We start from the raw sequence: 19,746 nt of genomic DNA, 5'->3' as shown, positions 1-19,746 counted from the left end.
AGTGGCAATCAATGCATTTTGAAACGATAATCGGACTTGAGGTCCATGTTGAATTGAAAACGGACTCAAAAATGTTTTCAAATGCGCCGGTAGCATACGGTGCAGAACCGAATACAAATACAAGCGTCATCGATTTGGCGTATCCTGGTGTTTTACCAACAGTGAACCGTCGTGCAGTAGATTGGTCAATGCGTGCGGCAATGGCATTAAATATGGAAATTGCAACTGAATCAAAATTTGATCGTAAAAACTATTTCTATCCAGACAACCCGAAAGCTTATCAAATTTCACAATTAGACCAACCGATTGGTGAAAATGGTTATATCGACATTGAAGTGAACGGCGAAACGAAACGTATCGGTATTACACGTTTACACATGGAAGAAGATGCTGGGAAATCTACACATAAAGACGGTTACTCACTTGTCGATTTAAACCGTCAAGGGACACCATTAATTGAAATCGTATCTGAACCAGATATTCGCTCGCCAGAAGAGGCGTATGCATATTTAGAAAAATTACGTTCTATTATTCAATATACAGGCGTATCTGACGGTAAAATGGAAGAAGGTTCATTGCGTTGTGATGCGAACGTATCTTTACGTCCATATGGTCAAAAAGAGTTTGGTACGAAAGCTGAACTTAAAAACTTAAATTCATTTAACAACGTGCGTAAAGGTTTAGAATATGAAGTCAAACGTCAAGAAGAAGAATTGTTAAATGGTGGCGAAATTTTACAAGAAACACGTCGTTTTGATGAATCCACAGGTAAAACGATTTTAATGCGTGTTAAGGAAGCGTCAGATGACTACCGTTACTTCCCTGAACCTGACATTGTACCTTTATATATCGATGAAGCATGGAAAGCGCGTGTTCGTGAATCGATTCCTGAATTACCAGATGCACGTAAAGAAAAATACGTAAAAGAATTCGGTTTACCTGCATATGATGCACATGTTTTAACATTAACAAAAGAGATGTCAGATTTCTTTGAAGCGGCTGTTGAAGAAGGCGCAGATGTGAAAATGATTTCGAACTGGTTAATGGGTGGCGTAAACGAATATCTCAATAAAAATCAAATTGAGTTACAAGATACAGGCCTTACACCAGCAAACTTAGCAGGTATGATTAAATTAATTGAAGATGGCACAATGAGTAGTAAAATTGCGAAAAAAGTGTTCCCAGAATTAGCGCAAAATGGTGGGGACGCAAAGCAAATTATGAAAGATAAAGGTCTTGTTCAAATTTCTGATGAAGGTGCTGTGTTAGAATTTGTACAACAAGCAATTGCTGAAAATCCACAATCTGTTGAAGATTATAAGAATGGGAAAGGTAAGGCGATGGGCTTCTTAGTTGGACAAATTATGAAATTGTCGAAAGGTCAAGCGAATCCACAGCTTGCAAATCAGTTGTTGAAGCAAGAGTTAGATAAACAATAGGTTGTTTTGAATAGAGGCGAGTAGATGGAATGCAATGGTGATGATTGTATTTCACACTCGTCTTTTTTGTGACATTTTGTTTTTTGAGTATGACGTAAGATGTCGTATTGATTATAACACCTTGCAATCGCAGAACTAGGGCTCGCTTTCATAATGTGAATATCTGTATGGATTGCCTTTTAGGATTTGCTTTCCTAGGGCTGTTCCCAAGTAATCAACGCTTAACTGAAACTGTTATAAGGTAGAGGCGTTGATGGATTTCCGGCGCATCTTTTCCCTCAGGAGTCGCGCCCTGAATGGTAATCAGTTGCGTAACAAGGAATGAAAGCGAGCTTGTTCTAGCAATCTTAGTTGCGGTGCTCAAACGAGTTGAAATGACGAATAACTCTTACCAAACAGACGGCGCATGTATTAATCATACGCATGCATTTTTTCACTCATTTTATTTATATGATTATTAATTGATCTTAGGTGTAGTGGTGAAAGAATGATGAAGTAACTCAATTTCTTTGCTTGGCTAGGAAAGTTGAAATGTCAACATATGACGCAATCGCCTTTTGAAAACGGGATTGACGTTATTTTCTTATCATTTTTACGCTTTTGGTTGTTTTTAGCTTTCATTACATCTTTGTTTACTATAATATAAGTTGTGAGTACTGAAAAATTGAGGGATATAAATGAGAAAACGTGCGAGAATAATCTATAATCCTACATCGGGTAAGGAAGTGTTTAAACGTGCATTACCTGATGTACTAATTAAAATGGAACAAGCTGGTTATGAGACGAGTGCCTATGCGACTCAAAAGGTTGGCGATGCGACAGAAGAGGCGGCGCGTGCGATTGAGGCCCAATACGATTTGTTAATTGTCGCTGGTGGAGACGGTACATTGAATGAAGTCGTGAATGGTATTGCTGAAAAACCGAATCGTCCTAAGTTAGGTTTAATTCCAATGGGGACGGTGAATGATTTCGGTCGAGCACTACATCTCCCAACTGATATTTTTGAAGCCGTGGATGTCATTTTAGATGGTAAAACTGTTCAAGTTGATATTGGTAAAATGAATAGCCGTTATTTTATTAATTTAGCTGGCGGTGGTAAAATTACGGAAGTTTCGTATGAAGCACCGAGTAAATTAAAATCGATAGTCGGACCTTTTGCGTACTATATTAAAGGATTTGAAATGTTACCTCAAATGCATGCAGTCGACGTGCGGATTGAGTTTGATTCGCAAGTCTTTGAAGGTGAAATCATGTTGTTCTTACTCGGCTTAACCAATTCAATGGCTGGTTTTGAGAAGTTAGTACCAGATGCGAAGTTGGATGACGGTATGTTTACACTGTTGATTGTTGAAAAGGCAAATATTGCAGAATTGGGACATATTATGACACTTGCCTCACGCGGTGAACATATTAAACATCCGAAAGTACATTACCATAAAGCGCAATCGGTAAATATTTCTTCCTTTAGCGATATGCCGTTAAACGTAGATGGTGAATATGGGGGTCAATTACCAGCGAACTTTTTAAATTTAGTTCGTCATATTGAAGTTTTTTCTCCGGCGCAAGAAGATAATGCGTTGTTAATTGATGAGCCTACGCAATCTGAGTAACGATCCAGAGGTGTGCTGAAAATAAATAGGTAGTGTACGCAAAACCGCATGATGTAATGACATTACTCTCGTGGGAGCGGGACGATGAAATTTGACTCAGATGTTAAGTTTTTGGTCCTGCTCCTTTCCCTTTGAAGTAGATTCTGTTTATAAAAAAGTGAGATGAAATTGATGGTTTTAGTAAAGAAAAATGAAGTGTATGAGGGAAAAGTGGTTGATTTGACACATGAAGGGCATGGTGTGATTAAACAAGATCGCTATCCGATATTTATCCCTCAAACGTTAATTGATGAAGAAGTGCAATATAAAGTGATTAAAGTGAAAAAGAATTTCGCGATTGGCAAGCTGATGAATGTGAAAACAGCAAGTCCAGATCGTGTTACACCGCCATGTGATTATTACCAACAGTGTGGGGGATGCCAACTTCAACATTTGTCGTATCGTGCGCAATTAGAGATGAAGCGTAAACAAGTGATTAATTTGTTTCATCATAAAGGAAAAATGACAGAGGTGCCGATTCATGACACGATTGGAATGGATGATCCTTGGCGTTATCGAAACAAGTCTCAAATTCCGGTTGGGACGAATCGCAATGGTCAGATCCAAATGGGTTTTTATCGTCAACGCAGCCATGATATTATCGATATGGACCATTGTCTCATACAAAATGATGATCAAAACGACATGATGAATGTGATTAAAAGTTTACTGGAAAAATATCATATTCCAGCTTATAACGAACACATACATCAAGGTCTCGTACGTCATGTCGTGATTCGTAAAGGCTATTATACGAATGAAGTGATGGTTATTTTTGTGCTCAACGGAAAAAAGTTACCACATCATAACGATATTGTGACCGCTTTAACATCACAGTTTCCGCAAATTGTGAGTATCAAGTTGAATTTCCAAACGAACAAAACGAATGTCATTATGGGGCATACGTCCAAAACGATTTTCGGTAAAGACATTATTGAGGATACATTAGATGATTTGACTTTCGAAATTGGCGATTTGTCCTTTTATCAAATCAATGTGACACAAACGCAAAAGTTGTATCGTCAAGCGTTACAGTATGCGAATTTAACTGGTAATGAAGTCGTATTAGATGCGTATTGTGGTATTGGGACGATCAGTTTATTTATGGCACCGCACGCCCAACATGTATATGGTGTAGAAGTTGTCCCTGAAGCGATAGAAGATGCGAAAAGAAATGCGCGCTACAATCAATTGAACAATACAACTTTTGTCGCTGGTGCTGCTGAAGACGTGATTTTAAAATGGCAACAAGACGGGATTCAGCCTGATGTGGTGACAATTGACCCACCGCGCAAAGGGTGTGACGCGACATTTATTGAAACTTTAAACGCGTTAGCCCCAAAACGTATCGTCTATGTGTCATGCAATCCAAGTACACAATTACGAGATATTGAAATGCTAAGCGCGCAATATGAACTAAAAGAAATGACACCTGTCGATATGTTTCCGCATACGACACATGTCGAGACAGTTGCGTTATTAGTAAGAAAATATTGATATAGATTAATCACTCAAGGGTTTTTGAGAACATTTTTGAGAATGTGACTTAGAACCCTTTTTTGTTTTGGTGCTATTTTAGGAGCGTTGATACTGGAACTGATTTGACAGTGTTAATCTCTAGAGAATGGCGAGTAATGAAGTTTTGAAGTTATTCTAAATATAAAATAAAATCATTGTTCTGAATATTCAAAATACACATTTACATATTCTGTATTCATACGCTATATTAAAGATATAAGATTAAGAAATGGAATTTGATTATAGATTACGTGAATGGTTGGATACACCTTCTTCTAATAAAAATCAATTTTCTTCTGATACACTTTATAATGAACTTTTGTTATCAGAGTCAAAAAAGAAAATACAAATATCTTTAGCAATTACTTATTCTTGTAATTTAAGATGTAGTTATTGTTTTCAGCAGAACTATGATCATCTCGTTAGAAAACCAATAACTATAGAAGCACTTGAAAAAATTTTAGATAAGATTTCATTAATCCTTTATCAAAATCCAGAAGTTGATGTTTCTATTGGGTTATTTGGTGGGGAACCACTATTGCCACAAAATGAAAAAATTATTGATAGAGTTTTTCAATATTGTGTTGAAAACAAATTGAAGATAGACATTACTACTAACGGAAGCTTTTTGCCTTATTTTGCCAAAAAGATAGTGATACATAGAAGTATTATATCTGTTATAGCAATTACTATTAATACGTTACCGGACAAATATAATGAGACAATTAAAATAACGAAAGTTGCAAACAATGTTGAGGAATTATTAGCTGTTACTGATTTATTATTACACTATCATATAGTTGTAGATGTGGGGACAAATTTTGATAGAAATAATTTAAGTGAACTGTTGCCAATCTATCACTATTTTTTCGACAAAGGGTATTTTTCAAAGTGGAATTTTCATTGGAATATCGGAAGGGTTGACGATCGCCTTTTTGATACTGGTTATGATGAATATATTGTTTCTGAGACTGATATACTTCTACAATTAATGAAAATACCTAAACCAGTACCATCAAACCTTCATGCAGGCTTTATTCAAACGTGCAAGAACTTAACTGATAAATTGAACTTGTCTTTTAATGAATCTCAAATTAAAGGCACATATCATTACTGCTGGAACGTGTCTCCCTATGATAGAGTTTTCTATATTGACAATGAACTTAATTTGTTTAGATGTACTGTAACAGTAGGGCGCCCTCAATATATTTTAGGAAACTTAAAAGATATTGATTTAATGAACTACCAACATGAAACAAAAAGCTTCTTAGATTATAAAGATTGTCAGATTTGTCATATAGGCGGTTTTTGTTCTGGTGGGTGTAAGTTATCTGCTGACATTGATTTTGTTAAACAATGTGAGATGGAAAAAAGGAATTTGAAAAGTTTGTGGAGGCCATTTTAATTCCACAAGTAAGGGAGAAACTGAACAGAAATGACTAAGGCAATCAAACAATTATTGATTTCTCAAGCAGTTAGTAATTTAGCTGATGTGTTTCTTAGAGTTGTAGTCATTGCAAATGTATTCACCATCACAAAGTCAGTCATTGCGACATCAATGGTGCCTATTCTGATAGGTTTATCTTCTTTTATTGCAAGTTTTTTAGTCCCTTTAGTTACCAAAAAAATGTTATTAAATCGGGTGCTTTCATATACACAATTGTGTAAAACGATTTCGCTAGGATTACTTCTTGGGTTAATGTGTTATAGCGAAGTGATTGATATTTCGATTTTGTACTTTTTTGTTGTTACAATTTCTATACTTGATGGATTTGAAGCACCTGTAGCTTTTGCCATCGTGCCAATCTATGCAACAGATTTAGGAAAAACCAATGCCGCGCTTTCAATGAGTGGTGAAGGTGTAGAACTAGTGGGGTGGGGATTAGGTGGATTATTATATGCCACTTTAGGTTTGATAATGAGTACTGTAATCATTTTATTTTTATATGTCATATCCACAATTCTATTTTTGATGTTACCAGCTGTCAAAACAAAAGTGATAAAATCTGAGACAAATATAGAAACATTGACGAGGGGATGGCGCTTAATCATTGTTGAGCCTAAACTACGATTTTTTGTACAAGCGAATCTTTTAGAAATATTGGCGAATACGATCTGGGTGTCATCGGTTATTCTAGTGTTTGTGAATGAATACTTGCATAAAGATGAAAGTTATTGGGGATATGCAAATACCACTTATTCTATTGGTATTTTGTTAAGCGCTATCATCGTTTTTCGATTATCAGACAAAATACTGCAATATAAATGGCAAAGCATCTTTTTTTCTTTAATCTTCATGGCTATAGTAACAGTTTTAATTATTGAATTTAAGAATGCTTGGGCTTTTTTAATATTCTCATTAATTATGGGTGTGCTTTCTCAGTTAAAAGAAATAGCAGAACGCGTTTTTTACAGGAAATTGTGGATGAAGCAGATTTGGTCAATGTTTTTTCTGTATTTGAGGTCATCTCTACACTCGCATTTTCAAGTTTTGTTTTTGTGATGAGTTCAATCACTCATGTTTTTGGGGTAATCTTCAGTTTTTGGATTGTCGTCATTTGTTTATTATTGGCGTGTTTGCTAGTATTTAAAAAAAGAAAGCAAATCGTCTGACATTTCATGTGTGCATTTTTCTACAGTCCATATAATCACATGATGAGGCACTTATAACATATAAGTGTCTTTTTTGCACTTAATCAATGAGCAAAACGATGTCAAATGTATGCAAATCAATATCTATGAATGGTCCTACTATATAAATGATATTTGGAGTTGAAGCAAAAAGGAGATATCCTCTGTAAGATTGAAATATTTCAAAATCTGATGAAAAGTGCTAAACTATTAGCTGAAATGTGTCTTCAACACCTCATGAATATGGAAGTAAATGAACATTGTGATCGATGGGATAAATTTAGGGCTTAAGTCTTACAATTTGCTTGCATAGCTAGGGTATAATAAGAATGACCATGAAGCCTAACGATACATCATAAGAGGGTGAATGCATGTATAAAATTGATCTATTTCAAAATCAACAGATCATGAAACGTTTTTTATTACTTCAATTTATTGTCATTCTTGCGTTCATTGTATTAAGTTACAAATGGTCGATGGCGGCAATTTCATTACAAGAGCAACACTTTTCAACCAACCTTTTCATAGGAATCATTGGATTTTTAGTGACAGTGTTATGTCATGAAGGGATTAAGACGATATTACTCAAAATAATGTCCGTGAAGACACGTCGTTACCAGGTGAAAAACGGTGTCTTATTAACATTTCTTCCGCAATATTACTTCAACCGAATGACATTTTCTACTGTGATGTTAATGCCCGTTGCGTTAGTTGGGATGTTGTTGTTTATTGTATTTATTAATATGCCCTATACGTCGATTATTTTTACGTTTGCGATTTATATGGGTTATAGCCTATTGTCGTTCTACTTAGTCTTTTTAGCGTTAAGAGATAAAAAAGCACAATATATTGAAATGACTGAAGCAGGGTTATTGGTTTCTCGCAAAAAACCAGCTGAACGAACTGCACATTGATAGGATGGATCTTCCGCGTTTTTACTGGCGTGTGAAGGTTCTTTGTTTTTGAAAGGGCAATCAAAAAGTGGATAAAAATGAAGAGATAGAAAGGAGGGGCTTATGTGAAAGAGCGGCGAATCATTCATATTGATATGGACTTTTTCTTCGCACAAGTCGAAGTGAGAGATCATCCGAGTTTACGAGGCAAGCCAGTCATTGTCGGTGGTAAAGCGAGTGGACGCGGTGTTGTCTCTACAGCATCCTATGAAGCGCGTGCCTTTGGTGTTCATTCAGCTATGCCCATGGCGCGTGCTTATCAACTGTGTCCGAATGGTTATTATGTCACACCACGGTTTGAAGCCTACCGTGAAGTATCACAACAAATTATGGAAATATTTAAAAGTTATACTGAATTGGTCGAGCCGCTTTCACTTGATGAAGCCTATCTGGATATTACAGAACTTGTTCGTCCAGACCTCCCAGCTTCAAAAATTGCGGAATATATTCGCCGCGATATTTATAATCAAACACAACTGACAGCGAGCGCAGGTGTATCTTATAATAAATTTTTAGCAAAGCTCGCAAGTGGGATGAACAAGCCAAATGGTCTGACGGTAATTGATTACCAAAATGTACACGACATATTAATGCAACTCGATATCGGTGACTTTCCAGGTATTGGCAAAGCATCAAAAGAAAAAATGCATGCAAAAGGGATTTATAATGGTCAAGACTTATACGAAAAATCTGAGCGCGAACTGGTCTATTTATTCGGTAAACGAGGACATCAGTTATATCAACGTGTACGCGGCTATGATGATAGAGAAGTAAAAGCGGAAAGAATTCGGAAAACTGTAGGGGCGGAACGGACATTTTCACTCGATACGAACGATGACGAAGAAATTTTACAAAAAATAGAAATGTTAAGCGAGAAAATTGCACAGCGTCTCGAAAAAATGAATCAGGCAGGACGTACGGTCACAGTAAAAATTAAAACACATCGCTTTGAAAATTTTTCCAAGCAACAAAGTTTAATCACGCCTGTCCAAGATGCCGATGAAATATATCGCATTGCATATGATTTATATTATGAATTGAAAGAAGCAGAAGTCCCGATTCGTTTAGTCGGTGTGACGGCAGGCGGTTTGCAAGATGCCTTTTTCAGAAACATGACGATTTATGACTTTTTATAACATATCTTTATCAGTCAGTTGCTTGCCATAAACTTGGAGGACATTGTTAAGGCTAGGATAGTGTTTCAGCAAACGATACGTAATCATTGCACAGGCTTTCGCGTCATTTAAAGCATCATGATGACCATGAAAATCAAGATTGAAATGAGACATCATATGTTTTAAGCCATGGCGACGTGCAGATACCGTCCTTTTTGCGAGTTGATATGAACAAAAGTAAGTCATTGGTGGCGTGATGAGGTTTTCTGCTTGGATGCTGGCGTGCAGGACTGACATATCAAAGGCGGCATTATGTGCAACGACTGGAAGATCGCCTATAAATTGCATCATGTAGGGATACACGTACGCAAAATTTGGCGAATGTTGTACGTCTTTTGCTTGAATACCGTGAACTTCAATATTACGTGCTGCAAAAAAATCATTCGGATTTACTAACGTATAAAAAGTTTCTACAATCTCATTGGCGACAACTTTCACCATACCGACTGAACAAATGCTCGTCCGTTTATAATTGGCAGTTTCAAAATCGAGCGCAACAAAACTATTTTCCATCATAGCCATACTTCCTTTCAAAATAATAGCTAAATATTAGCACATTTGGACGAGAGATAAAAATAAGATGATGTTGAAGCGGTTTGTGGAAAAATGAATAAGATTTCATTCTCGGTATTTGAAACCAATCAAGAAATGAGAACAAGTTAAGTACAAATTTGTCCAGTTTAGCATTCAGTAGGGGATTTTTGCCAGAAAGCCATGTTCTATATCTGTAGAAAGAAAGGCTAGGTTACAAGGGTGTTTACCTAGCCTTTTATGCGGAAAGTAAATTTGGTCTATAAGGATTGTTTATACTTCAACTTCAAATTTACGTGCCGCTAATTCTTTTTCATAAAGATAAAGCGCATTTGAATCATCACCAATACGTTTTAAATAATCGATGTGTGTTTCGAACATTGATTCTTCTTCCACTTGTTCATCTAAAAACCAATTTAAAAATGAAATTGTCGCATAATCTTTATATTCATGTGCAATTTCAGATAAATCATAAAAACGGTGTGTCACATCTTGCTCTTGTTTTAAACCGTCTTCAAATGTTTCAAGAATGCTGTTGAACTCAACTTTTGGTGCGTCAAGTTGACTGAAAACGGCTTGTTCTCCACGGTCGTTAATGTAATCATAAATTTTTTGACCATGGAAACGTTCTTCTTTTGCCTGTTGGATGTAAAAATTCGCAAAGCCCTCGTACGAATGATAATCACAGTAAGAAGCCATCGCCATATAAGCATGTGCTGCAAAAAATTCATGGTTCATTTGACGATTTAATGCATTTAATAATTTTTCATTTAACATATCAATCACCCCTAAAATCTTTGGTATTTATTCATTGTACCCTATATTGTGAACAATATTCAAAAGAACGTTGTATTAAGAGTTTTTTATCAAAATGTACATCGGTCGTCAGTCGATGTTGAGCGATTATCTTTTTATTTGGTAATTTGTGTCACCATGATATAATATTGTAGGAAATCGGAGGAGAATGTTGAATATGAGACAATGGACAGCAATTAATATGGCAAAGCTCGCAAGAAAAGCAAGTCGTGCAACAGGGCGTAAAGGAACAGATTTACCAGGCCAAGTTGCGCGCAAAATTGATCAAAATATTTTACGTAAACTGGCTGGCCGTGTGGATGAAGTCGTGTTTGTTAGTGGTACAAATGGTAAAACAACGACATCGAATTTAATCGGTCATACGCTTAAAGCAAATCATATCGAAATTATTCATAACAATGAAGGTGCGAACATGGCTGCTGGGATCACTTCAGCTTTCATCGTCCAATCGACACCTCAAACGAAAATCGCCATCATTGAAATTGATGAAGGCTCTATTCCACGTGTTTTAAATGAAATGACACCTACTAAAATGGTATTTACAAACTTTTTCAGAGATCAAATGGACCGGTTTGGCGAAATCGATATTATGGTAAATGGCATTATTTCAGCCATTGAAAATAAAGGCATTCAGTTATTATTAAATGCTGACGATCCATTTGTGACACGTTTGAAAATCGCAAGTGATCATGTCACATATTATGGGATGCAAGCCCATGCGTACGAATTTGAACAGTCCACGATGAATGAGAGTCGTTATTGTCCGAACTGTGGGTCACTGCTGAATTATTCCCACATTCATTATAACCAACTCGGTCATTACACATGTCATTGTGGCTTTAAGCGAGAGACACCGCAATATGAGATTGCTTCATTTACTGTGGACCCCTTTATTGAAATGACGGTCAATGACACGACCTTTAATATGAAAATTGCAGGTGACTTTAACGCATACAATGCACTTGCAGCATATACAGTATTAAGAGAATTAGGTTTAAGTGATACATCGATTCGTAAAGGTTTTGAAACGTATACTTCAGATAATGGTCGTATGCAGTATTTCGAAAAAGGACAGAAAAAGGCACTGATTAACTTGGCGAAAAACCCGGCTGGCATGAACGCATCGATTGCTATGGGTGAAAAGTTAGATGAATCAAAAGTGTATGTCTTGAGCCTGAACGACTTTGCAGCTGATGGTCGGGATACGTCATGGATTTATGATGCTGACTTTGAAAAGTTAAATGAACAAACGATAGAAGCAATCATTGTAACAGGTTCACGAGCGGAAGAATTGCAATTGCGATTAAAACTTGCGGAAGTGACAGCACCGATTATTTTAGAAAAAGACATTTATAAAGCAACGGCGCTGACGATGGACTACAACAGTTTTACAGTTGCGATACCGAACTACACATCATTAGCACCAATGCTCGAACAACTGAATCGTTCATTTAAGGAGGTCGATTAATATGCATGAACTCACTGTCTATCATTTTATGCCAGACAAACTCAATTTATATAGTGATATTGGCAACATTATGGCGTTGAAATATCGTGCCAAAAAGCGTGGTATTCATCTTAACGTTGTTGATGTAAATGATACTGAGAATGTCGACCTTTCTAAAGCGGATATTTTCTTCATCGGTGGTGGAAGTGACCGTGAACAAAGTTTGGCTACGGAATCACTACGCAAAATTAAAACGGAATTGAAAGCAGCAATAGAAGATGGCTTACCGGGTCTCACAGTTTGTGGGGGATACCAGTTTTTGGGTGAAAAGTATATTACACCGGATGGGCAAGAACTCGAAGGCTTACACATTTTAGACTTTTATACAGAATCAAAAAAAGAGCGTCTAACAGGTGATATCGTGATCGAAAGTGATACGTTTGGCACTATCGTCGGTTTTGAAAATCATGGCGGTCGCACGTACCATGATTATGATACATTAGGCACTGTGACGCACGGTTACGGTAATAATGATACCGACTTTAAAGAAGGGATTCATTATAAAAACTTGTTAGGGACGTATTTACATGGGCCGATTTTACCGAAAAACCATGAGATGACGGACTATTTATTGAAAGCCGCTGCAGAACGAAAAGGCATTCCGTTCGAACCACTCCATATTGATAATGCGGAAGAAGAACAAGCCAAACAAGTATTAGTGGATCGTGCGCGTAAGAGAAAATGAATCTAGCGGCTCGGACACAATTTTTGATGTATTTTTAATGAGGTTATTCTATAAACCTGCCTTTATCTAAATTTAAACATTCATATTAACTGTAATTGCCCTTAATGGACTCGCGTTCTTAGGGGCTGAAGTCTCAAGAGTCTCGTCCATTGGGGCAATTTTACGTTAATTGTTAAAAGAAGCAGGCAGGTTTATGTGAATAAAGCGATTCAATACATCAAGAATTGTGTTTTTTTCTTATAACTTTGAGTGTGCACTTAGAAGCTTTTTGAGACAGCAGTGTGTTGCGGTAGTGTCCATTATATAAAATACATATTTCAAAATGGAGTGAGCGATAGCAGTGCCTTGCTCCATTTTTTTACGCTAAAGTAGAGAATAGAACTTGTTTTAAAGTTTTCGGGAAGGAACGCAAAAGAGGTCAGATTTTCATATAAACCAAAATTGTTATTCACTCATTTCACCGGAGCGAACAAACGTAAAGAGATTTTTAAATGACCCATTGCTGTTAGTCTCATTGAAAATAAAGTGTTTAAAAATTGAAAGAACAGAGGTAGGACATTGAGTTTCCGAGCCCCTCTCCTACGATGAACGAAAAGCAAAATATAGAAATATAAAATTAATTAAGGTGAATGGGGATAAAAATTTTTGATTGTTTCATCTTATCAGCTCGTTTCATTGATTCACAGCATTTAAATTCAAATTGCTAAAATGGACGAGACTCCTGAGGGATCAGACGTAGCCGAAAATCCGCCAACGCTTCATTCATATTTAACAGCTCAATAAAGCGTTGGCTAGTTGAGGCAAGTCCCCTAGGAACGCGAGTCCATTAAGGGCAATTGTGAGAATTTAAAAAGGTGATAAATGAGGCAATTAGATGAAAATGCATCAATGGCATCAAAATTTTATGTCCCATTCCCGGTTCATTATATAAGAAGTGTATGAATGGTTCGCACTCACTTTTATACACTCTATTTCACTTTATAACGCAACAATAAAATACGATAAATTAACAAAATCTCATAAATGGTATGACTTTTAACTTGGTTATCGTCAAACTCATTCAAACCTTTCACTGAGTTCTTCAATGTCGATGCTGCTTTTTTCTCCGGCTTAAACGTGCCACAATTAAAAATTTGATCCATCCGCTGTGATATCGAAATCATCGCAATTTTTTCTTCGTCCGTAAAAATCATCATTGTATCATTTGGTAAATAAATAATATTCGACAAATGTGTAATCATCAGTCGATTTTCATGCGCGCGATTTGTCAACCGTCTTAAACGCAACCATTCATCGGATTGACTGCGACTTTTATGATAATTCAATTCATCTTTTTGGTACCCGAGTAATTCTTCAATCCGTGCGTTCAATACATGCAATTTTTGTACCGCTTGATCACTTTTTTTAGAGTGAAATAAGCCGATGACCAGTTCTTTCATCCGCGTATCAAATAAATGGTAAATTTCACGTTCTGTTTTTTCAATAAGGACATCGATTTGGTCGTAATATTTCGGTGGCATTATGATGAAGTTCACCAGTCCTGCTGTACCTAATCCTATGAAGGCTGTTAATAAGCGTGAAAAAAAGTTGAAATAATAATCTTCGTGTATATCTGGAATCATTGCTAAAGCGGTAAGTGTCGCAACTGTAATCCCGACATGTAAGTTCAAGCGAATACAAAGTAAGATGGTTAAAGTTGCAGTCAAACCATAAGTGAGTGCCGAGTCATCACCTAAAAAGTAAGTGCAGACGACAGCAATAAATGCACCAATGACTGTGGCTGGAAGTCGTTTGTAACCTTTTCGAATGGAAGCTTTGACAGTGGGTTCAATCGTTACGACGGCTGATAAAATTGCAAAAATAGGGTTGAGATCGAGTGACAAACAAAAAAGCGCAGTAAGAAAAGTAGCTAACCCTGTTTTAAGCGTCCGTGCACCGACTAAATTTTTATACCATTTATCCTTCATAGTTCGTATCTCCTGTTTCGTAGTTCATTATTAGTATATCAAAAATTTTTTGTTATAATAAGGACTGTATAAACTTTTAGAAGGAACGGGATAACAATGATAGTAAAAACAGACGAAGAATTACAGGCATTAAAAGAAATAGGTGCGATTTGTGCTGAGGTTCGTGATACAATGCGTGAAGCGACTAAGCCAGGCGTGACAACGAAAGAACTTGATCAAATCGCTAAAGATATGTTTGAACAAGCGGGTGCAATTTCTGCGCCGATTCATGATGAAAATTTCCCTGGACAGACTTGTATTAGTGTTAATGAAGAAGTCGCTCACGGGATTCCAAGTCAGCGTGTCATTCGTGAAGGTGACTTGGTGAATATTGACGTCTCAGCATTGAAAAATGGTTATTACGCGGATACGGGCGTTTCGTTCGTTGTAGGTGAAACGAGTGAGCCGATGAAGCAAAAAGTATGTGACGTTGCAGAAGAAGCTTTTGAAGCTGCAATGAAAAAAATTAAGCCAGGTTCTAAAATCAGTCAAATAGGTAAGGCGGTGCATGCTGTGGCGCGTAAAAACGATTTGACTGTCATTAAAAACTTAACAGGTCACGGTGTCGGTCAATCTTTACACGAAGCACCTGCGCACATTTTAAATTATTTCGATCCGCATGAAAAGTTGTTGTTAAAAGAAGGGATGGTCCTTGCTGTTGAGCCGTTTATTTCTTCTAATGCGACATATGTCACTGAAGGTAAAAATGAGTGGGCATTTGAAACGAAAGATAAAAGTTATGTCGCTCAAATCGAACATACTGTCATTGTGACAAAAGACGGTCCTGTACTCACAACGAAAATCGACCGTGATGAATAGATTCGGACTTAAGTCTTAAAGGGAAATGGTTCTGTAGCCTATTATCAAGGTTATAGAACCATTTTATAATAGGGGTAACGTTAGAGGTGATTCTAAAATGTTACAACTATTAAAAAGTTATTTTGAAAAGTTTTTTCGTGAGGTTTATCAACAACTGTTTCATCAATATTTGAATCGATTAGATATTAAAATTCAAAATATTGACTGTGCAATGGCTTATATCGAACGCAAAAAATGCCAAATGCGGATGATGATTGACAGAAGAACGATTGAATTAGAAAATAAATATATCGACTTAATGAATGAATATCATCTCTCAAGTGCGAAAGTGATTGAGGGTGGAGACATCAATTCGATTAAAAGTGATTTGAATGAAATTGAAAAAGAGTATGCGCAATTGGAAAATTACTTCCTCAAGTTAAGAGAAGATAAAGGTTTGATGAAAAAGGAATGTGATTTTGTTCAATCTTTAATGTATGCATACTAGAAAGGTGGAAATATGACACAAAAATATATTTCGACCGAATTACTCATTATTTTTACTGCGCTAATGATTATTGCGAACCTTTACTATATCTTTTTTGAGAAAATCGGGTTCCTCTTCGTTTTATTATTAGGCAGTATTTTAATGTATGTCGGTTATATTTACTTTCATAAAGTGCGTGGATTACTATTCTTTTGGATTGGCGCATTAATGATTTTATTTACATTATTATCTAATAAGTACACACTCGTCATATTATTCTTGTTTATGATTATCGTTGCGGTGCGCTATGTGATCTACAAAAGACGACCATTTGAAATATTATCAACAGAAGATGCGGCGCAAAACCCTTCATTCATCAAACAAAAATGGTTTGGCGAACAAAAAACACCAGTCTATGTTTATAAATGGGAAGATTTGCAAATTCAACATGGGATTGGTGACGTAGTTGTGGATATGACGAAAGCGGCGAATTTAAAAATGCAAAACCATGTCGTCATTCGTCACATCGTAGGTAAAGTGCAAGTCGTGGTACCCCTTAATTATAATGTGAATTTGAATGTGGCTGCATTTTACGGCAATGTCACTTTAGATCAACAGCGTTTTAAAGTTGAAAATAATAACATTTTAATGCAATCACAACATAAACCAGAAAACTATACCGTCAATATCTTCGTCTCAACATTTATAGGCGATGTTGAGGTGGTTTATCGATGAATCACTACGTCCGAGCGATAGGTTCGATGCTCATTCTCGTATATAGTATGCTCACCGCGTTTTTCTTTATTGACAAAGTGTTCACCAATATTATTTTCTTTCAAGGCATGTTTTATACACAAATTTTAGGTATTCCTGTTTTTATCTTTTTAAATTTAGTCGTCATTTTTTTATGTATTATTGTGGGCAGTGTGTTAGCTTATAAAATCAATCAACAAAATGATTGGCTCAAGCAACAAATCGTTCGTGCCTTTGAAGGTGAAACAGTGGGCATCAATGATCAACAACTCGAGCTGTATAATGAAACGATTGAATTATATCAAGCACTCGTCCCATTAAATCAAGAATTGCATAAAATGCGAATTAAAACACAAAATTTAACGAATGAAACGTATAATTTAAATGATTTGAAGGTGAAAAAGATTATAGAAGATGAACGACAGCGTTTAGCACGAGAATTGCATGATAGTGTGTCGCAACAACTTTTCGCGGCAAGTATGATGTTGTCTGCAATCAAAGAAACAGATTTAGCACCACCGTTAGACCAACAAATTCCAACGTTAGAAAAAATGGTGCAAGACTCACAACTTGAAATGCGCGCTCTGTTACTTCACTTGAGACCTATAGGATTGAAGGACAAATCGTTAGGTGAGGGAATTAAATCGCTTGTGACGGATCTACAACGTAAAGTACCCATTAAAGTCGTGCAAGAAATTGATGAGTTTGAAGTACCTAAAGGCATTGAGGATCACCTTTTTAGAATTACCCAAGAAGCGATTTCCAATACGTTACGACATGCTGAGGGGACGCAAGTAACGGTAGAATTACTTAACCGCAATGATTATTTATTGTTGCGTATACAAGATGACGGCATTGGATTTAATGTCGATGAAAAGTTAGAACAAAGTTATGGATTAAAAAATATGCGTGAACGTGCAATAGAGATTGGTGCCACATTTCATATCGTCTCATTACCTGATGCGGGGACGAGAATAGAAGTGAAAGCACCACTTGAAAAGGAGGAACAGCATGACAATTAAAGTATTATTTGTTGATGATCATGAAATGGTACGTATTGGGATTTCAAGTTATTTATCAACACAACCCGATATCGAAGTAGTGGGAGAAGGTGCCTCAGGTAAAGAAGCAATCGCAAAAGCCCACGAATTGAAACCAGATTTAATTTTAATGGATTTAGTGATGACGGATATGGACGGCGTTGAAGCGACAATGCAAATTAAGAAAGATTTGCCACATATTAAAGTCGTGATGCTGACGAGTTATATTGAAGATAAAGAAGTGTATCGAGCGTTAGATGCCGGTGTCGATAGTTACATTTTAAAAACGACGAGTGCGAATGATATTGCGGAAGCTGTACGTAAAACGAGTCGTGGTGAGTCTGTGTTTGAAGCGGAAGTATTAGTGAAAATGCGCAATCGAATGAAGCAGCGTGCGGAGTTATATGAATTGTTGACTGAGCGCGAGATGGAAATTTTGTTGTTGATTTCAAAAGGCTATTCGAACCAAGAGATTGCGAGTGCATCACATATTACGATTAAGACAGTGAAGACGCATGTGAGTAATATTTTAAGTAAGCTTGAGGTGCAGGATCGTACGCAAGCGGTTATTTATGCTTTCCAACACGGCTTGATTGAGTAGAACGTACGAGTATTCATAAAAAGGGAAAGAGGTAGGACATAAAAATTTTCGATGCTGTTGATGTAATATGGTTGTTGTACTTGCCCTTCCTATGACTTGAGGCTTTAGATTGCCCTCATGGCTTCGCATTCCGAGGGACTGGTCCTTCAATTGACTACTGTTTGATTAAACTGTTACATTTGTTGAGACAATAGTGGATTATCGGAGCAGTACAGAAATCTCATGTGTCACAAAGATTTCGTCTGACTGCCCTTGCAAACATTGAGAAGTCAGACAGCTACTGCTGACAGTAACCACTATTAAAGAGAAGCGGTAACTGTCAGCAGTATGTATGCATTCCATCAGCCGTCTCAGCCTTTTAGGCAATCGTATATCAAATACAGCGCAAACAGAGTGCAAATTTATGAAATCAAGAAAACGATAGCAACATTTTCTATATCCCATTTACCCCTATTTTTCGACTGCTCGATTACCATTAATCGATTTCAGTAATGGTGATGAAACAGTCAAAAAAATGAGGAGGAGTAGGAAATAAATTTTTATCTCCTACTCCTCCTCAAGTTCGTTTAATTTTGATAGGATTCAGCGCGCTCATAACCGTTATGCACAAGGTCTAATTCACCGGTATGCGGCTCAATGACAAGACCATGAACCGGCACTTTATTATCAAATAGCGGATGTTCATAAATCATTTCAATGTTGTGTTTTACATTATCATAAACATCGTCAAAGCCTTTTAAAAAGTTGGAAACATCGATGCCAGAGTAGTTGAGAATATCGATCACTTGCTGGTCGACACCACGTTGCTGCATCGTTGTCATCACTTCTTCGACATTAATATTTCCCATACCACAGTCTTTATGTCCCATAATAATAATTTCTTCAGCCCCTAATGCATAGATGCCTACGAGTAAACTTCGCATTGTTGAACCGAATGGATGGCTAATCGTAGCCCCTGCATTTTTAACTACCTTTAAATCCCCATTATTGAAACCGAGTGCTTTGGTTGATAAATCTTGCAAGCGTGTATCCATACAAGTGAGTAATACCGCTTTTTTTGAAGGTGTTTTACTTGTTGAATAAGCTTCGTACGCTTTATTCGCTACAAATTCTTCGTTGTATTCTAAAATGTGTTCTAGTAATGTCATTAGACTTCC

At 36.7% G+C, this 19,746-nt stretch carries 18 protein-coding genes; 14 read left to right on the top strand and 4 right to left on the bottom strand.

Annotation, left to right across the window (positions count from 1 at the left end):
• Positions 1 to 11: 11 nt before the first annotated feature.
• The 7 genes from gatB (at position 12) to dinB (ending at position 9,326) form a co-directional block, all read left to right on the top strand.
• Positions 12 to 1,439 (top strand): Asp-tRNA(Asn)/Glu-tRNA(Gln) amidotransferase subunit GatB, encoded by a 1,428-nt coding sequence (gatB, locus tag BJK46_RS08150; protein ID WP_014613460.1) that lies wholly within the window; start codon positions 12 to 14, stop codon positions 1,437 to 1,439.
• A gap of 677 nt (positions 1,440 to 2,116) precedes the next feature.
• Entirely contained in the window at positions 2,117 to 3,049 is a 933-nt protein-coding gene (locus tag BJK46_RS08145) for a diacylglycerol kinase (RefSeq protein ID WP_014613461.1), read from the top strand.
• Positions 3,050 to 3,220: 171 nt separating this feature from the next.
• A complete protein-coding gene (rlmD, locus tag BJK46_RS08140; protein ID WP_100006611.1) occupies positions 3,221 to 4,585 on the top strand; it encodes a 23S rRNA (uracil(1939)-C(5))-methyltransferase RlmD in 1,365 nt (454 codons plus the stop codon).
• A 250-nt stretch (positions 4,586 to 4,835) separates the two neighbouring features.
• A complete protein-coding gene (locus BJK46_RS08135) occupies positions 4,836 to 6,011 on the top strand; it encodes a radical SAM/SPASM ryptide class RiPP maturase (protein WP_242058976.1) in 1,176 nt (391 codons plus the stop codon).
• 30 nt (positions 6,012 to 6,041) lie between these two features.
• Positions 6,042 to 7,109, top strand: a complete 1,068-nt coding sequence (locus BJK46_RS08130) for an MFS transporter (RefSeq protein WP_240621164.1) — start codon at positions 6,042 to 6,044, stop codon at positions 7,107 to 7,109.
• A 499-nt stretch (positions 7,110 to 7,608) separates the two neighbouring features.
• A complete protein-coding gene (locus tag BJK46_RS08125) occupies positions 7,609 to 8,151 on the top strand; it encodes a metalloprotease family protein (RefSeq protein WP_103263579.1) in 543 nt (180 codons plus the stop codon).
• A gap of 104 nt (positions 8,152 to 8,255) precedes the next feature.
• On the top strand, positions 8,256 to 9,326 hold the full coding sequence (gene dinB, locus BJK46_RS08120) for a DNA polymerase IV (protein ID WP_014613472.1): 1,071 nt from the start codon (positions 8,256 to 8,258) through the stop codon (positions 9,324 to 9,326).
• Here dinB and BJK46_RS08115 read toward each other — a convergent pair.
• Together BJK46_RS08115 and BJK46_RS08110 are read right to left on the bottom strand one after the other, a co-directional pair.
• Positions 9,321 to 9,881 (bottom strand): 3'-5' exonuclease, encoded by a 561-nt coding sequence (locus tag BJK46_RS08115; RefSeq protein ID WP_014613473.1) that lies wholly within the window; start codon positions 9,879 to 9,881, stop codon positions 9,321 to 9,323. The genes dinB and BJK46_RS08115 overlap by 6 nt on opposite strands.
• A 288-nt stretch (positions 9,882 to 10,169) precedes the next feature.
• On the bottom strand, positions 10,170 to 10,673 hold the full coding sequence (locus BJK46_RS08110) for a ferritin (protein ID WP_014613474.1): 504 nt from the start codon (positions 10,671 to 10,673) through the stop codon (positions 10,170 to 10,172).
• A 196-nt stretch (positions 10,674 to 10,869) separates the two neighbouring features.
• Between BJK46_RS08110 and murT the strand changes: the two genes are divergently transcribed.
• Both murT and gatD read left to right on the top strand, forming a co-directional pair.
• Positions 10,870 to 12,180, top strand: coding sequence for a lipid II isoglutaminyl synthase subunit MurT (gene murT, locus BJK46_RS08105; protein ID WP_014613475.1), 1,311 nt, complete (start codon positions 10,870 to 10,872; stop codon positions 12,178 to 12,180).
• A gap of 1 nt (position 12,181) precedes the next feature.
• Positions 12,182 to 12,904: a lipid II isoglutaminyl synthase subunit GatD gene (gene gatD, locus BJK46_RS08100; protein WP_014613476.1), complete on the top strand. Its 723-nt coding sequence runs from the start codon at positions 12,182 to 12,184 to the stop codon at positions 12,902 to 12,904.
• Positions 12,905 to 13,872: 968 nt separating this feature from the next.
• Here gatD and BJK46_RS08095 read toward each other — a convergent pair.
• The gene (locus BJK46_RS08095) at positions 13,873 to 14,871 is read right to left on the bottom strand and encodes an FUSC family protein (protein WP_014613477.1); all 999 of its coding nucleotides are present in this window, start codon (positions 14,869 to 14,871) and stop codon (positions 13,873 to 13,875) included.
• Between the two features lie 96 nt (positions 14,872 to 14,967).
• On the opposite strand from BJK46_RS08095, the gene map reads away from it, so the two are divergent.
• The 5 genes from map to vraR all read left to right on the top strand — a co-directional run bounded on the left by map (position 14,968) and on the right by vraR (position 18,589).
• On the top strand, positions 14,968 to 15,729 hold the full coding sequence (map, locus tag BJK46_RS08090; RefSeq protein WP_014613478.1) for a type I methionyl aminopeptidase: 762 nt from the start codon (positions 14,968 to 14,970) through the stop codon (positions 15,727 to 15,729).
• A gap of 97 nt (positions 15,730 to 15,826) precedes the next feature.
• The gene (locus tag BJK46_RS08085; protein WP_014613479.1) at positions 15,827 to 16,216 is read left to right on the top strand and encodes a hypothetical protein; all 390 of its coding nucleotides are present in this window, start codon (positions 15,827 to 15,829) and stop codon (positions 16,214 to 16,216) included.
• Between the two features lie 12 nt (positions 16,217 to 16,228).
• Positions 16,229 to 16,930: a cell wall-active antibiotics response protein VraT gene (gene vraT / locus BJK46_RS08080; protein ID WP_103263580.1), complete on the top strand. Its 702-nt coding sequence runs from the start codon at positions 16,229 to 16,231 to the stop codon at positions 16,928 to 16,930.
• Positions 16,927 to 17,970 (top strand): sensor histidine kinase VraS, encoded by a 1,044-nt coding sequence (gene vraS / locus BJK46_RS08075; protein ID WP_014613481.1) that lies wholly within the window; start codon positions 16,927 to 16,929, stop codon positions 17,968 to 17,970. The genes vraT and vraS overlap by 4 nt, the downstream gene beginning before the upstream one ends.
• Positions 17,960 to 18,589, top strand: a complete 630-nt coding sequence (gene vraR / locus BJK46_RS08070) for a response regulator transcription factor VraR (RefSeq protein ID WP_014613482.1) — start codon at positions 17,960 to 17,962, stop codon at positions 18,587 to 18,589. Before vraS ends, vraR begins: the two co-directional genes overlap by 11 nt.
• A 566-nt stretch (positions 18,590 to 19,155) precedes the next feature.
• On the opposite strand, the gene BJK46_RS08065 is transcribed toward vraR, so the two are convergent.
• On the bottom strand, positions 19,156 to 19,737 hold the full coding sequence (locus BJK46_RS08065) for a beta-class carbonic anhydrase (RefSeq protein WP_063278570.1): 582 nt from the start codon (positions 19,735 to 19,737) through the stop codon (positions 19,156 to 19,158).
• Between the last annotated feature and the right edge of the window lie 9 nt (positions 19,738 to 19,746).

It is taken from the genome of Staphylococcus pseudintermedius, from assembly GCF_001792775.2.
In the GTDB taxonomy this organism is placed as follows: Bacteria; Bacillota; Bacilli; order Staphylococcales; family Staphylococcaceae; genus Staphylococcus; species Staphylococcus pseudintermedius.
The sequence above is the reverse complement of the archived record's forward strand: the minus strand, read 5'-3'. Positions and strand labels throughout refer to the sequence as shown.